The sequence below is a fragment of the Streptococcus parasanguinis genome (genome assembly GCF_032163505.1).
GTDB classification, from domain to species: Bacteria; Bacillota; Bacilli; order Lactobacillales; family Streptococcaceae; genus Streptococcus; species Streptococcus parasanguinis_V.
In genome coordinates, this window is record NZ_CP134147.1 from 989,498 (window position 1) to 1,003,610 (window position 14,113).

The 14,113-nt window shown below is 42.1% G+C and carries 16 protein-coding genes; 9 read left to right on the forward strand and 7 right to left on the reverse strand.

Translation table 11 applies throughout. The features are described from left to right. Positions 1–123: 123 nt before the first annotated feature. The 4 genes from gyrA to radC all read left to right on the forward strand — a co-directional run bounded on the left by gyrA (position 124) and on the right by radC (position 4,523). Positions 124–2,580 carry a DNA gyrase subunit A gene (gene gyrA / locus RIN70_RS05145; protein ID WP_061591391.1) on the forward strand — a complete coding sequence of 819 codons (2,457 nt, stop codon included), beginning with the start codon at positions 124–126 and terminating at the stop codon, positions 2,578–2,580. Positions 2,581–2,593: 13 nt separating this feature from the next. Next, entirely contained in the window at positions 2,594–3,337 is a 744-nt protein-coding gene (locus RIN70_RS05150) for a class A sortase (protein WP_014713268.1), read from the forward strand. Between the two features lie 169 nt (positions 3,338–3,506). Beyond that, entirely contained in the window at positions 3,507–3,785 is a 279-nt protein-coding gene (locus tag RIN70_RS05155; RefSeq protein ID WP_049474901.1) for a hypothetical protein, read from the forward strand. 54 nt (positions 3,786–3,839) lie between these two features. After that, the gene (gene radC, locus RIN70_RS05160) at positions 3,840–4,523 is read left to right on the forward strand and encodes a RadC family protein (protein WP_045759397.1); all 684 of its coding nucleotides are present in this window, start codon (positions 3,840–3,842) and stop codon (positions 4,521–4,523) included. A gap of 202 nt (positions 4,524–4,725) precedes the next feature. Here radC and RIN70_RS05165 read toward each other — a convergent pair whose 3' ends face one another. The 6 genes from RIN70_RS05165 to RIN70_RS05190 all read right to left on the reverse strand — a co-directional run bounded on the left by RIN70_RS05165 (position 4,726) and on the right by RIN70_RS05190 (position 8,785). Then, entirely contained in the window at positions 4,726–5,373 is a 648-nt protein-coding gene (locus RIN70_RS05165; RefSeq protein WP_049474902.1) for a redox-sensing transcriptional repressor Rex, read from the reverse strand. Positions 5,374–5,502: 129 nt separating this feature from the next. Then, a complete protein-coding gene (locus tag RIN70_RS05170) occupies positions 5,503–5,718 on the reverse strand; it encodes a DUF4649 family protein (protein ID WP_049490891.1) in 216 nt (71 codons plus the stop codon). Position 5,719: 1 nt separating this feature from the next. Continuing rightward, the gene (locus RIN70_RS05175) at positions 5,720–6,067 is read right to left on the reverse strand and encodes a DUF1831 domain-containing protein (RefSeq protein ID WP_009730974.1); all 348 of its coding nucleotides are present in this window, start codon (positions 6,065–6,067) and stop codon (positions 5,720–5,722) included. Between the two features lie 9 nt (positions 6,068–6,076). After that, positions 6,077–7,189 carry a cysteine desulfurase family protein gene (locus RIN70_RS05180; protein ID WP_195623665.1) on the reverse strand — a complete coding sequence of 371 codons (1,113 nt, stop codon included), beginning with the start codon at positions 7,187–7,189 and terminating at the stop codon, positions 6,077–6,079. Positions 7,190–7,198: 9 nt separating this feature from the next. Further along, positions 7,199–8,155: a ribose-phosphate diphosphokinase gene (locus RIN70_RS05185; RefSeq protein WP_003007186.1), complete on the reverse strand. Its 957-nt coding sequence runs from the start codon at positions 8,153–8,155 to the stop codon at positions 7,199–7,201. A gap of 72 nt (positions 8,156–8,227) precedes the next feature. After that, positions 8,228–8,785: a CYTH domain-containing protein gene (locus tag RIN70_RS05190; RefSeq protein WP_070505600.1), complete on the reverse strand. Its 558-nt coding sequence runs from the start codon at positions 8,783–8,785 to the stop codon at positions 8,228–8,230. Between the two features lie 95 nt (positions 8,786–8,880). Here RIN70_RS05190 and RIN70_RS05195 point away from each other — a divergent pair, with 95 nt between their 5' ends. The 5 genes from RIN70_RS05195 to mutY all read left to right on the forward strand — a co-directional run bounded on the left by RIN70_RS05195 (position 8,881) and on the right by mutY (position 13,641). Further along, positions 8,881–9,552 (forward strand): GTP diphosphokinase, encoded by a 672-nt coding sequence (locus RIN70_RS05195; RefSeq protein ID WP_070505599.1) that lies wholly within the window; start codon positions 8,881–8,883, stop codon positions 9,550–9,552. Then, complete coding sequence (locus tag RIN70_RS05200) at positions 9,536–10,354, forward strand: NAD kinase (protein ID WP_313790773.1); 819 nt, start codon at positions 9,536–9,538, stop codon at positions 10,352–10,354. Before RIN70_RS05195 ends, RIN70_RS05200 begins: the two co-directional genes overlap by 17 nt. Then, on the forward strand, positions 10,351–11,244 hold the full coding sequence (locus tag RIN70_RS05205) for an RluA family pseudouridine synthase (RefSeq protein WP_195623667.1): 894 nt from the start codon (positions 10,351–10,353) through the stop codon (positions 11,242–11,244). The genes RIN70_RS05200 and RIN70_RS05205 overlap by 4 nt, the downstream gene beginning before the upstream one ends. A 21-nt stretch (positions 11,245–11,265) precedes the next feature. Beyond that, positions 11,266–12,240: a phosphate acetyltransferase gene (gene pta, locus RIN70_RS05210; protein ID WP_195623668.1), complete on the forward strand. Its 975-nt coding sequence runs from the start codon at positions 11,266–11,268 to the stop codon at positions 12,238–12,240. 246 nt (positions 12,241–12,486) lie between these two features. After that, positions 12,487–13,641 carry an A/G-specific adenine glycosylase gene (gene mutY, locus RIN70_RS05215; protein ID WP_195623669.1) on the forward strand — a complete coding sequence of 385 codons (1,155 nt, stop codon included), beginning with the start codon at positions 12,487–12,489 and terminating at the stop codon, positions 13,639–13,641. A gap of 26 nt (positions 13,642–13,667) precedes the next feature. On the opposite strand, the gene RIN70_RS05220 is transcribed toward mutY, so the two are convergent. Then, complete coding sequence (locus tag RIN70_RS05220; protein WP_195623670.1) at positions 13,668–14,024, reverse strand: DUF6568 family protein; 357 nt, start codon at positions 14,022–14,024, stop codon at positions 13,668–13,670. Between the last annotated feature and the right edge of the window lie 89 nt (positions 14,025–14,113).

Here is a 14,113-nt window from a genome sequence, read left to right on the forward strand (position 1 = left end):
TGTCATCTGAAACAGTATGAATCCTTGATGTAAACGTTTTTACGTTTGTGTTCCTAAGAAGAAAAATAGGCTAAAATGTGTTATAATAGTATGGTGAATTAAGTAAAGAGAGGCATTTTTTGAATGCAGGATAATAATCTAATTGATGTGAATTTAACATCAGAAATGAAGACGAGTTTTATCGATTATGCGATGAGTGTTATCGTAGCTCGTGCCCTACCTGATGTTCGGGATGGTTTAAAACCCGTTCACCGTCGTATTTTGTATGGTATGAATGAATTGGGTGTTACGCCAGATAAACCACATAAGAAGTCAGCCCGTATCACAGGGGATGTTATGGGTAAATACCACCCACACGGGGATTCCTCTATTTATGAAGCCATGGTTCGGATGGCGCAATGGTGGAGTTATCGCTACATGTTAGTGGACGGTCATGGAAACTTTGGTTCTATGGACGGTGATGGCGCCGCTGCTCAACGGTATACAGAAGCCCGTATGAGTAAGATTGCTCTTGAAATGTTGCGGGATATCAATAAAAATACAGTTGATTTCGCTGATAACTATGATGCTAGCGAGCGCGAACCTTTGGTCTTACCTGCACGTTTCCCTAACCTTCTCGTCAATGGTGCTACTGGTATTGCCGTTGGGATGGCAACCAATATTCCTCCTCACAATTTGGGAGAAACCATTGATGCAGTGAAGCTGATGATGGATAATCCGGAGGTAACGACCCGTGAACTTATGGAAGTTCTTCCTGGTCCAGATTTTCCGACAGGTGCTTTGGTCATGGGGAAATCAGGTATCCACAAAGCCTATGAAACAGGAAAAGGATCAATCGTTCTTCGTTCTCGTACAGAGATTGAAGTGACCAAGAGTGGCCGTGAACGGATTGTTGTTACTGAGTTCCCTTATATGGTCAATAAAACCAAGGTGCACGAGCACATCGTTCGCTTGGTGCAAGAAAAACGGATCGAAGGGATTACAGCTGTACGTGATGAATCAAACCGTGAAGGGGTTCGTTTTGTGATTGAGGTCCGCCGAGATGCTTCGGCTAACGTTATTTTGAACAACCTCTTTAAGATGACACAAATGCAAACCAATTTTGGATTCAATATGTTGGCGATCCAAAATGGAGTTCCAAAGGTTCTTTCTCTTCGCCAAATTTTAGGTGCTTATATTGAGCACCAGAAAGAAGTGGTGACTCGACGGACCATCTTTGATAAAGAAAAAGCGGAAGCACGTGCCCATATCTTAGAAGGTTTGCTCATCGCCTTGGATCACATCGATGAAGTGATCCGGATTATCCGCAATAGCCAGACAGACGCTGAAGCACAAGCTGAATTGATGTCTAAATTCAAGCTTTCTGAACGTCAAAGTCAAGCCATTTTGGACATGCGTCTTCGTCGTTTGACCGGTTTGGAACGAGACAAGATCCAGAGTGAATATGACGACTTGGTTGCCCTGATTGCTGATTTGGCTGATATTTTGGCTAAACCAGAGCGTGTGGCGACTATCATCAAGGAAGAATTAGAAGAAGTCAAACGCAAGTTTGGCGATGCTCGTCGAACTGAGTTGATGGTAGGGGAAGTTCTTTCTCTTGAAGATGAGGACTTGATTGAAGAAACAGATGTCTTAATTACCCTTTCTAATAAAGGATACATCAAACGTTTGGACCAAGCTGAATTTACTGCACAAAAACGTGGTGGACGTGGGGTCCAAGGAACCGGTGTGAAGGACGATGACTTTGTTCGTGAATTGGTTTCTACGAGCACCCATGATCATTTGCTCTTCTTTACCAATAAGGGGCGTGTCTATCGTCTGAAAGGTTATGAGATTCCAGAATATGGCCGGACAGCTAAAGGATTACCAATCGTCAACCTCTTAAAATTGGACGAAGGTGAATCGATTCAAACCATTATCAATGTGGAGCAAGATCGCAGTGATGAGTCTTATCTCTTCTTTACGACGCGACAAGGTGTAGTCAAGCGCACTAACGTAGCAGAATTTTCAAATATCCGTCAGAACGGTCTGAAAGCTCTGAACCTACGGGACGAGGATGAATTGATCAATGTCTTCCTTACAGATGGCAATACTGACGTCATTATCGGTACCAAATATGGATATTCAGTCCGCTTTAATGAGGCAGTAGTTCGGAATATGGGACGTTCTGCTACAGGTGTACGTGGTGTGAATCTCCGTGATGGAGACAAGGTTGTTGGGGCAAGTGTTATTACCGACCAGGACGAAGTATTGGTCATTACTGAAAAAGGGTATGGTAAGCGGACGATAGCTGGCGAATACCCAACCAAGGGCCGTGGTGGTAAAGGAATCAAAACAGCCAATATTACAGAGAAAAATGGTCCGTTAGCTGGTCTTTTAACCGTTAAAGGGGATGAAGATCTGATGATCATTACCGATACCGGAGTTATGATCCGGACAGGTGTGGCTGACATTTCTCAAACGGGTCGTTCGACTCAGGGTGTGAAAGTCATGAGACTGGATCAGGATGCGAAAATTGTGACCTTTACAACTGTCCAGCCTGATGAAAAAGATGAAGAAGTAGTGGAAGAAAACGAATAGATAAGGGGACAGCATGTCACGCAAAAGAAAAAAGAAAAAGAGTTTACGCAATACTCTTATCAACATCGTTGCAACACTTTTGATTATTCTCTCGCTTCTCTTGATTTTCAATGCTCCGATCCGAAACATGATTATGGTTTGGCATACCAACCAATATCAGGTTAGCAAGGTCGATAAAAAAACCATTGATAAGAATAAAGAAGTGAAGACGAGCTTTGATTTCCAACATGTCCAGTCACTTTCGACGGAAGCTGTCATCAATGCCCAATGGCAAGCTCAAAAACTACCAGTAATTGGGGGAATTTCGATTCCTGAATTAAACATGAACCTTCCGATCTTTAAGGGGCTTGAAAATGTAGCCCTCTACTACGGAGCAGGGACCATGAAGGAAAACCAAGTCATGGGACAAGGCAATTATTCTCTTGCTAGTCACCACGTATTTGGCCTAACTGGAGCAAATGCCATGTTATTCTCACCATTAGAGAAAGCCAAGGCGGGTATGAAGATCTACATCACGGATAAAGAAAAAATCTATACTTATGTCATCTCGTCTGTTGAGACAGTGACTCCGGACCGTGTAGATGTTATTCAAGATCGTGAAGGCGTTAATGAGATCACCTTGGTGACCTGTGAGGATGCTGCAGCGACTTACCGTACGATTGTAAAAGGAAATTTGGAAACCTCTGTTGACTATGACAAGGCTCCAAAAGACATCCTGGATTCATTCAGCAAGTCTTATAATCAAATGCAACTTTAAGAAAATAAAGCCCGAGACAGAAATGTCTGGGCTTTTTCTATGTAGGAAGCTAGGAGAAATTCTTGTAAAATTGTAAGAGATTGGTAATATAATGTAAGGAACTTGTCATAATATTAAGGGAAAATCAGTATATAATAAAGGGGAAAGAGTATGATAAGGAGGTAGAATAGTGACAAAAGAGCGAATTTATCATCTCTTGCATCATTTCTATAATCTCTTAGTAAACGATTTTCCACGAAATGGTTTAATTACGAAAGGAATCTATGAAGTAGAGCAGGTCTACCAAGCTTTAGAGGCCATTCCTCAGAGCCAGGAGTACTTGATTCGCTGTGAAATTCAACAGTTTTTAAAAGAGCTTGAACAAGTTCAAACAGGTTACCAGATCCGCTTTAATAAAGATGAAGTCTTAGTGTTAGATGATTTGAAGGAAGAAATCGCCTGTAAATAATGCAAGGTCGTCGTTTTCTCTATTTATTACGAATTAATAAGTGAGGAGGAAATTATGTACGACATATCATTTATTGAACCATCTTTGCTTCCTAGAGAACGTTTGGTTTCTGAAGGGGTAGATAAGCTGAGTCATCAAGAATTGCTATCCATTCTCTTACGGACAGGTAATAAGAAAAAAAGCGTTTATGAGATTGCACAAGGTCTTTTGAGTTCGGTTAATAGTTTAAAGGAGTTAAGTCAATTAACCCTAGAGGAGCTACAGGAAATCTCAGGTATTGGCCGGGTGAAGGCCATCGAACTTCAGGCTGTGATTGAGTTTGGACGAAGGATTCATAAAGACGAATTGATGAGTTCTGAACAGATCATGAGCAGCCAGAAATTGGCCCATAAAATTCAACAGGAAATCGGCCATAAGAAACAGGAGCACCTGGTTGCCCTCTATTTAAATACGCAGAATGAAATTATTCATCAGCAGACCATTTTTATTGGAACCGTGAATCGAAGTATTGCGGAGCCACGTGAAATCCTGCATTATGCACTGAAGCACATGGCAACCTCTATCATCTTGGCTCACAATCATCCATCTGGTGCCGTATTTCCCAGTAAAAATGATGATGAAGTAACGCAACGAGTTTTAGAGGCCTGTGAAGTGATGGGTTTAACCCTATTGGATCACTTGATTGTATCTGAAGAAAACTATTATAGTTACCGTGAAGAGACAGATTATTTGGTATAAAAAAGAGAGTGGGACAGAAATCAGTAATTCGTTAGAATTCGATTTCGTCGTCCCACCTCCGCACAGTTGAGTAGGACTGTAAAAGCTGATGAAATCAGCGTAGTAGAGCCCACTCAACCACTGCGTCTTGCTCGACAATCCAAAAATAATTGAGAGGCTAGGACTTTTGTCCCAGCCTCTTTTCTTGTTAATGTATAAATCTTTATTCTTCGTTTTTTCGCATGAAATAAAGGAGTGTTTGCAATTCACTGGTGAGATCGACATATTGGACGACGACGTCTTTAGGAACTGTCAGATGGACCGGAGAAAAGCTTAGAATTCCTTTGACACCGGCATCTACTAAAAGACTAGCCACTTCCTGCGCTTTAATACTTGGGACAGTTAAAATTGCTGTTTGAATGCCTTCTTTTTTGAGATTCTCTTTGATCGTAGAAATCCCATAAATGGGGATCCCATCCTTACTTTTGGTATTAATCAGTTCATGATCATCTACATCAAAAGCCATGACAATTTTCATCTTATTGCGTTCATGGAAGCGATAGTTGAGGAGCGCACTTCCCATATTTCCGATCCCCACAATAGCGACATTGGTAATAGCATTATCATTTAAGAGATCCGCAAAGAAGTTCATCAGTTTTTTTACGTCATAACCAAATCCCCGTCTTCCTAATTCACCAAAATAAGAAAAATCTCGGCGAACGGTAGCAGAGTCAATCCCAATTGCATCAGCAATTTGCTTGGAATTGGCGCGCTCTATTTTTTCAGAGTTAAAGCGTTTAAAAATGCGGTAGTAGAGCGATAAGCGTTTTGCTGTTGCGCGTGGAATTGGAGTATTTTTATCATGTTTCACAATATCACAACCTTTCCCTCTTATTGTATAGGAAGATTGTGAAAAAATCAACTATCTAAAGCGGTTTTTAAAAAATATTTTTGTCTAAAGAAAAAGCTGATGGCGATGGAGAGTTCCATCAGCATCAGCTTAGTTTTCAGCTTGTTCTACCTTTTTCAAAAAAGCATAAAGTCCATCGACTCGTCCTGTATAGGGGAGCTTTTCCCCCTTGTATTCAATGGATACGATTGAGTAAGAGTCAGGCAAGGTTACACAGCCTGAAAAAGCTAGGATACAGGCTGCAAGGTCAGGATAAGTAGTCGTTCGTTCTACTTGGTAAGCATCGATATAAGTTAGGGTTACCATATTAGGCCTCTGTTTTGTTGAAAATTTCTCTTTCGACAAGACTATCCATTAAGAAATAGAATTTTTGTTGGATAATGTCATTTTCTGGATTTTTAAAGATATTAACCAGGCGAAGTCCAGACTTGTCTGTAATATTGATCTTAAAACCTGTCAAATCTTTATTGAAAATAATTTTAAGTAGGAAGCCTTCGCCGCTATTTGGAACGGCTTCGAGCAAACGATTTAACTCGTAATTTCCAACTTTGGTAACAGCGAATGTATTGTCACGTAAGGTATATTTTTTAACATTTGGGTGTAGACTATAGGTATATTTGCAGTCTTTCAATGAAACACTTGTTTCAAAAGCCATATTGTTCTCCTATGATAAAATTTCTTTAAGTTTTGAGAGGAAGTCTTGAACCTCCTCTACGGTATTGAGTTCTGAAAAACTAATTCGAAGTGATTCTTTTAGGCGTGAGCTATCTTTTCCATAGAGCGCCTCAAGGACATGGCTGGGTTGAACTGTACCAGCGGTACAAGCAGAACCTGTAGAGACAGAAATTCCAGCAAGATCGAGTCGCATCAGTAAAACGTCATTTTGGACACCTGGAAAGCCAAGATTCCAAACAAATGGAAGATGATCTTCATTCGCATTAACGTAGTAGTCGTAGGCTGCTAAACCATTGACTAGTTCTTGGCCGAGTTTTTGAACCTGGTTGAAATTTTCTTCTTGATGAAGTGTAGCTTGCTGAAGCGCGGTTGCCATCCCGACAATAGAAATGAGATTTTCCGTGCTGGCTCTCATCTTACTTTCCTGATCCCCACCGTGTAAGAGATTATCAAAATCTGGGACGGCTGCATAAAGGAAGCCGACTCCCTTTGGTCCGTGGAATTTGTGGGCAGAAGCACTGAGAAAATCAATTCCCAACTCTTCGGGATAGACAGGGACCTTTCCAATTGCCTGGACAGCATCAACATGAAAGGCAGCTGGAAGATCTTTTAAGAGTTCTCCGATTTCTTTAATCGGTAGAAGATCGCCTGTCTCGTTATTGGCAAACATGGTAGAGACAAGAATGGTATCCGGTCTAAGCGCCGCCTTGATATCACGAGCCTGAATGCGTCCATCTCTTGGTTGGACGATCGTCACTTCAAATCCGAAACGTTCTACAAGATATTCGATGGGTTCTAGAACCGCATGGTGTTCCAAAGCGGTCGTAATGATGTGTTTGCCATCTGCTTGGTGTTTCAAGCAGTAGCCTTTTATAACGGTATTATTACTTTCTGATCCACCTGAAGTGAAGAAAATACGATTTGGAAGAGTATGGAGAGACTGAGCAATCTGCTCGCGAGATTCTCGGAGGAGTTTACTAGCCATCCGTCCATGAGCATGAAGGCTCGATGGATTTCCAAAAGTGGTCTTCATAGTTGCAGACATTTTATCAATGACTTCAGGTAGAAGGGGAGTGGTTGCGGCATTATCAAAATATATCACATTAAGACCTTATTTCTTGTGGTAGGCAAATAGAGGACTAACAGGTTTTCTTTCTTGAATACGAACAATAGCTTCAGCGATCAGTTCGCTAGCTGTCAGATAGTTGATATTTTTAGGTGTTGGTCCGTTTGGAGCAACAGAATCGGTTACTAAGATTTCTTTGATCGGAGCTTGGTCTAATAACTCGACAGCACCTTTTACAAATAAACCATGACTTGATACAGCATAAATTTCAGTAGCTCCTTCGCGTTCAACGATTTTCGCAGCTTCTGAGAATGTCTTACCAGTATTGAGGATATCGTCAATCAAGATCGCTTTCTTATCTTTGACATCCCCGATAATATAGCCATAATCACGGTTCGCATCATCTTGCTCGTAATCAATGATGGCAATCGGTGCATCAAGATATTCTGCTAAACTACGAGCGCGTTTGACACCAGAGTTTTTAGGGCTGACGACTACGACGTCAGGTCCTGTTAGACCTTTATTAATGTAATGTTCTGCAAAAAGCGGAATGGTAAAGAGGTTATCCACGGCAATATCGAAGAAACCTTGGACTTGCACTGCATGGAGATCCAGAGTGACGACACGATCCACCCCAGCTTTGACCAACATATTTGCGACAAGCTTAGCAGTAATTGGTTCGCGAGGAGCAGCAGTCCGGTCTTGGCGAGCATAACCGAAGTAAGGCATGACCACATTGACAGTATTTGCGCTGGCCCGTTGGCAAGCATCCACCATAATTAAGAGTTCCATCAAGTGATTGTTGACAGGGAAACTGGTTGATTGAATGATATAAATATCATATCCACGAACACTTTCCTCAATATTGACTTGGATTTCACCATCTGAGAATTGACGGGATGAAATTTTCCCAAGTGGAACCCCAGCATGATCCGCGATTTTTTGCGCAATCTCTGGATTTGAATTGAGAGAGAAGAGCTTCATATTTTTTTTATCTGACATGTGATTCCAACCTCATTTAGATTTTTGATCTTAGCACTATTTTAGCAAAAATTTGCGATAATTTCAGCTATTTTACAATCTTTCCGCCAATCTTGCGATTTTATTTTTTGCAGCTTTGTAGACGATTCCATGCTCTTTGATGAACTGATGGAAATTTTCTTCCTGCTCAGCGGTTTCGACCTCGATTTCTAATTCATAATCTTCAGTGTCTAGATAGAGACTGTGGTCTAGTGCCACCAATCCTGCAGCTGTTTCTTTTTCGAATCGTTCTGTTGTAAGGCTTCCCCAGACAGCGAGTTGCTCAACAGAGATTTCTTTAGAGATTAAGAGGTTTTTGATTTCTCCGTCAGGAAACTGTTGGTGTTGAAGGATCGCCTCGGTTTCTTCTGGGCTGAGGTTTTGATTGTACTCGAAATGGCCAACTGCTTCAGGGACCTTGAGAGTCAACTCAGCTTGATCTGTGAAAGTACGCACCCGCAAGGCCATTTTTTCCTTACGGATGAGCTGGTCGGGGGTATCGATATAGTGATTGGTTTGGACAACCAATTCTGTATCATCAAAAAGTGGAAGGAGGGATTGGTACTCCTCCTTGTCTAGCAAGGTTTTGTATTCAATTTCTAAATGGTTCATTTTGTAGTCCTTTGCTTTTTTTCGAAAGCGATTCATGATATAATAAGAAATGTGTTTATTGTATACAAAAATGGTTCAGATTACAAGGTGGTAGGATGGCAATTGATTGGGAAAACTTCTTAGATCCGTATATCCAAGCAGTTGGGGAATTAAAAATCAAACTGCGTGGGATTCGTAAGCAATATCGTAAGCAACAAAAGCATTCTCCAATCGAGTTTGTCACAGGACGGGTCAAGCCGATTGAGAGCATCCGTGAAAAGATGATCCGAAGAAATATTTCTGAAGAAAATCTGTCTCAGGATATGCAAGATATTGCTGGTCTTCGCATCATGGTTCAGTTTGTGGACGATGTGGATGAGATCCTAGAGGTTCTGAGACAACGGCAGGATATGCGCGTGGTCCAAGAGCGAGACTACATCCGCCACAAGAAATCAAGTGGCTACCGGAGTTACCACGTCGTGGTCGAGTACCCGGTTGATACCATTGATGGAAATGAAACGATCTTAGCAGAGATTCAAATTCGGACCTTGTCCATGAATTTTTGGGCAACCATTGAACACTCGCTCAATTATAAATATAAAGGAGACTTTCCAGACGAGATCAAAAAACGCTTAGAGACGACAGCAAACCTGGCCTATCTCTTGGATGAAGAGATGGGGGCAATTCGGGATGCGATTCAGGAGGCTCAAGCCCTGTTTGATCCACTTCATCGTAAGTTAAATGATGGCGTTGGAAATAGTGATGACACAGATGAAGACTACAGGTAAAAAAGTATCCATTATTCGCAATCGCAAGCGTCAAAGTGAAGAGGTTTTTCAGCAGTTGCGCTACAAGCTTCGGAAAAATAATTTTATTTTGACGGAGAAGCACCCGGATATTGTGATTTCAATTGGTGGCGATGGAATGTTGCTATCGGCCTTTCACAAGTATGAACACCAGTTGGATCGGGTGCGATTTGTTGGCGTCCATACCGGACACTTAGGATTCTATACAGATTACTTAGACAGTGAAATCGATAAGCTGGTTGAAAATTTAAAATATGATACAGGAGCTAAGGTTTCTTACCCTATTTTGAATGTCAAGATTACTTTCGAAAATGGGGAAACCCGTACCATGAGAGCTTTGAACGAAGCGACGATTAAGAGAAGCGACCGGACCATGGTTGCCGATCTTACGATTAATGGAGTGGATTTTGAGCGCTTCAGAGGAGACGGCATTACTGTTTCGACTCCGACAGGAAGTACGGCATACAACAAATCCTTGGGAGGAGCAGTCCTTCACCCAACTATTGAGGCGCTGCAGATTGCTGAAATCGCCAGTCTCAACAACCGTGTTTATCGTACCTTGGGTTCTTCTGTCATTGTCCCTAAAAAGGATAAGATCGAGATTACACCGACGAGACCTGGCTTCCACATTATCTCTGTCGATAATTCAACCTATTCTTACCGCAATATTGGAAAGGTAGAGTATCAGATTGACAACCATAAGATCAATTTTGTGGCAAGCTCCAGTCACACCAGCTTCTGGAATCGGGTCAAGGATGCCTTTATCGGAGATGATAGAGAATGAGATTTGAATTCATTGTCGATGAGCATGTCAAGGTCAAGACTTTCTTGAAAAAGCACGAGGTTTCTAAGGGGCTCTTAGCCAAGATTAAGTTTCGTGGTGGTCAGATCCTTGTCAATGGATGTCCGGAGAATGCAGTTTATTTGTTGGATATTGGGGATCGCTTGGTCATTGATATTCCGGCAGAAGAAGGTTTTGAAACCTTAAAACCTATGGATCGGCCTTTGGATATTTTGTTTGAAGATGATCATTTTTTGGTCTTAAACAAACCCTTTGGCATTGCTTCGATTCCAAGTGCGATTCATTCCAATACCTTAGCCAATTTTGTAAAAGGCTACTATGTGAAGCAGGGCTACGAGAACCAGCAGGTTCACATTGTCACTCGCTTGGACAAGGATACAAGTGGCGTTATGCTCTTTGCCAAACATGGCTATGCCCATGCTCGCTTGGATAAGCAATTGCAGTCTAAAACGATTCAGAAACGCTATTATGCCTTGGTCAAGGGATCTGGGAAGCTTGATCCTGTTGGAGAGATTATTGCTCCGATTGCGCGTGATGAAGAGTCGATCATTACTCGAAAGGTAGCAAAAGGTGGCAAGTATGCTCATACTAGCTACCAGGTTGTTCAATCTTTTGGTGATATTCACCTAGTGGATATTCAGTTGCACACAGGTCGAACCCATCAGATCCGCGTTCATTTTTCCCATATTGGTTTTCCGCTTTTGGGAGATGATCTCTATGGCGGGAGTTTAGAAGACGGCATTGAGCGCCAGGCCCTTCATTGCCATCGTCTATCCTATTATCATCCATTTCTAGAGGAAGAATTGGTCATAGAAAGTCCACTACCTCCAGATTTTCAAGCTGTATTAACACAGCTTCAAACCAGTTATTAATTATTAAAAGGAGTAAAACTCATGGAAGTTTTTGAAAATCTCAAAGCCAACCTCGTTGGTAAGAATGCACGTATTGTATTACCTGAAGGTGAAGAGCCTCGTATTCTCCAAGCAGCAAAACGAATTGTGAACGAGACAGATGTAACCCCTGTATTGCTTGGTAATCCAGATAAAATTCGTATTTACCTCGAAATCGAAGGGGTTTTGGAAGGATATGAAGTTATTGATCCGCATTCTTATCCAGGTTTTGAAGAGATGGTAGCTTCCTTAGTAGAACGTCGTAAGGGCAAAATGACAGAAGAAGAAGCGCGTCAAGTTTTGAAAGACGACGTTAACTATTTTGGTGTCATGTTGGTGCACATGGGAATTGTTGATGGGATGGTATCTGGTGCGATTCACTCAACAGCCGCAACTGTTCGTCCGGCTCTTCAAATTATCAAAACTCGTCCAAATGTAAAACGGACTTCAGGTGCCTTCCTCATGGTTCGTGGTTCTGAACGTTACTTGTTTGGAGACTGTGCGATTAACATCAATCCAGATGCTGAAGGTTTGGCTGAAATTGCCATCAACTCTGCTATCACAGCCAAGATGTTTGGCATCGATCCGAAAATCGCCATGTTGAGCTATTCAACCAAAGGTTCTGGTTTCGGTGAAAGTGTTGATAAAGTTGTGGAAGCAACAAAAATCGCTCATGAACTTCGTCCAGACCTTGAAATTGATGGGGAATTGCAATTTGACGCTGCCTTTGTACCAGAAACAGCAGCATTGAAAGCTCCAGGAAGCAAGGTGGCAGGACAAGCTAATGTCTTTATCTTCCCAGGTATTGAGGCGGGTAACATTGGGTACAAGATGGCAGAACGTCTCGGTGGCTTTGCTGCAGTAGGACCAGTTTTGCAAGGGTTGAACAAACCAGTTAACGACCTTTCTCGCGGATGTAATGCAGATGACGTCTATAAATTAACCTTGATTACGGCTGCTCAAGCTGTTGAACAATAAGAAATGCATTTAGAGAGTGGGACAGAAATCGGTAATTCGTTAGAATTCGATTTCGTCTTCCCACCTCCGCACAGTTGAGTAGGGCTGTAAAAGCTGATGAAATCAGCGTAGTAGAGCCCACTAAACCACTGCGTCTTGCTCGACAATCCAAAAATAATTGAGAGGCTAGGACTTTTGTCCCAGCCTCTTTTTCTTTATAAAATCAGAATTTCTAAACTCTAACTCATTCTATGGTATACTAGGAATATGTTAGATTTAAAAGATTACGGGATTACCATGTGGGAGGAGGAGAAAATCGCTTCCTTCCGAGAAAAGTTATTAGTCTGGTATGATGCCCATAAACGGGATCTTCCCTGGAGAAGGACCCAGGATCCTTATAAAATTTGGATCTCAGAAATTATGCTCCAGCAGACACGTGTCGATACGGTGATTCCTTATTATGAGCGGTTTTTAGACTGGTTTCCGACGGTCGCTGATTTGGCTCAAGCTCCTGAAGAAAAACTCTTAAAAGCTTGGGAAGGCTTGGGGTATTACTCACGTGTCCGCAATATGCAGAAAGCTGCCCAGCAGATAATGGAAAAACACGGAGGAGTGTTTCCATCAAGTTATGAGGAAATATCTAAACTCAAGGGAATTGGGCCTTATACAGCTGGTGCCATTGCTAGTATTGCCTTTGGATTACCAGAGCCAGCAGTGGATGGCAATGTCATGAGGGTTTTAGCTCGTTTGTTTGAGGTGGACTACGATATCGGAGTTCCAACCAATCGCAAGATTTTTCAAGCCATGATGGAAATCTTGATCGATCCTGCCCGGCCGGGTGATTTCAATCAGGCCTTGATGGATTTGGGCTCCGATATTGAGTCCCCAGTCAATCCACGGCCGGAAGAGAGTCCTGTTAAGGATTTTAGCGCGGCCTACCAACATGGGACCATGGATCGTTATCCCATTAAGGCTCCTAAGAAGAAACCGGTACCTGTCTATCTAACAGCCTATATTATCAAGGATAGCCAAGGGCGCTATTTGCTGGAGAAAAATGAGCGAGAAGGGCTTTTATCAGGTTTCTGGCATTTCCCCTTGATCGAAGTGGATAGCCTATCTGAGAACCTAGGTCAATTATCTCTACTGGATGGGAAGGGGGATGCAGAGAGTAACCCAGAAATTCTTTCTTTTGAACAGGACTATGACTTGGCCATTGAATGGCAGGACAGATCGTATCCTATCGTCCAGCATATCTTTTCGCATCGCAAGTGGCAGGTTCAACTTCGTTACGGCCTAGTAAAAGAAGGAAAGCAACCAGCAAGTGAATCGACTGTTTGGTTAACACCAGAAGAATTTTTGGACTATCCGTTTGCTAAACCTCAGCAGAAGATCTGGACGTCTTTTTCGGAAAATGAAAAATAGCTAGAGACTGATCTCTAGCTATTTTTTTATAGATGAGCGAATTCTTTGATTTCTTCTTCAGACATAGATGAGTCGCAACGAACAGTGACTTCACCAGATTCGACATGTAAAAATCCTGGGACAGTTGGGATGCCGTAAGTTGAGCGGAAGGCCTGTAATGCGTCTAGCTGACTTGGTTCTTCACTATTAATGAAGTAGATATGAGCTTTGGTTTCAGCTACGACAGCTGCTAACTTAGTAGCGAACTTCCGGCAGTAAGGACAAGTCTTGCGTCCGATAAAGAAGGTCGCTGTTTCTTTTTGATCGATCGCTTCTTGCGCACGCGCGACAGTTGTCACTTCAAGATCTTTAATATCTTCTAAAAATTGTTCAAATTGTTCCATGAGATTACCTCGCTTTCTTCTAAGTCTAGTATGCCATAATTTCTATAAAATCGCTGGTATTTGCTACGAAAGAAAGAGAGAGTGGGACA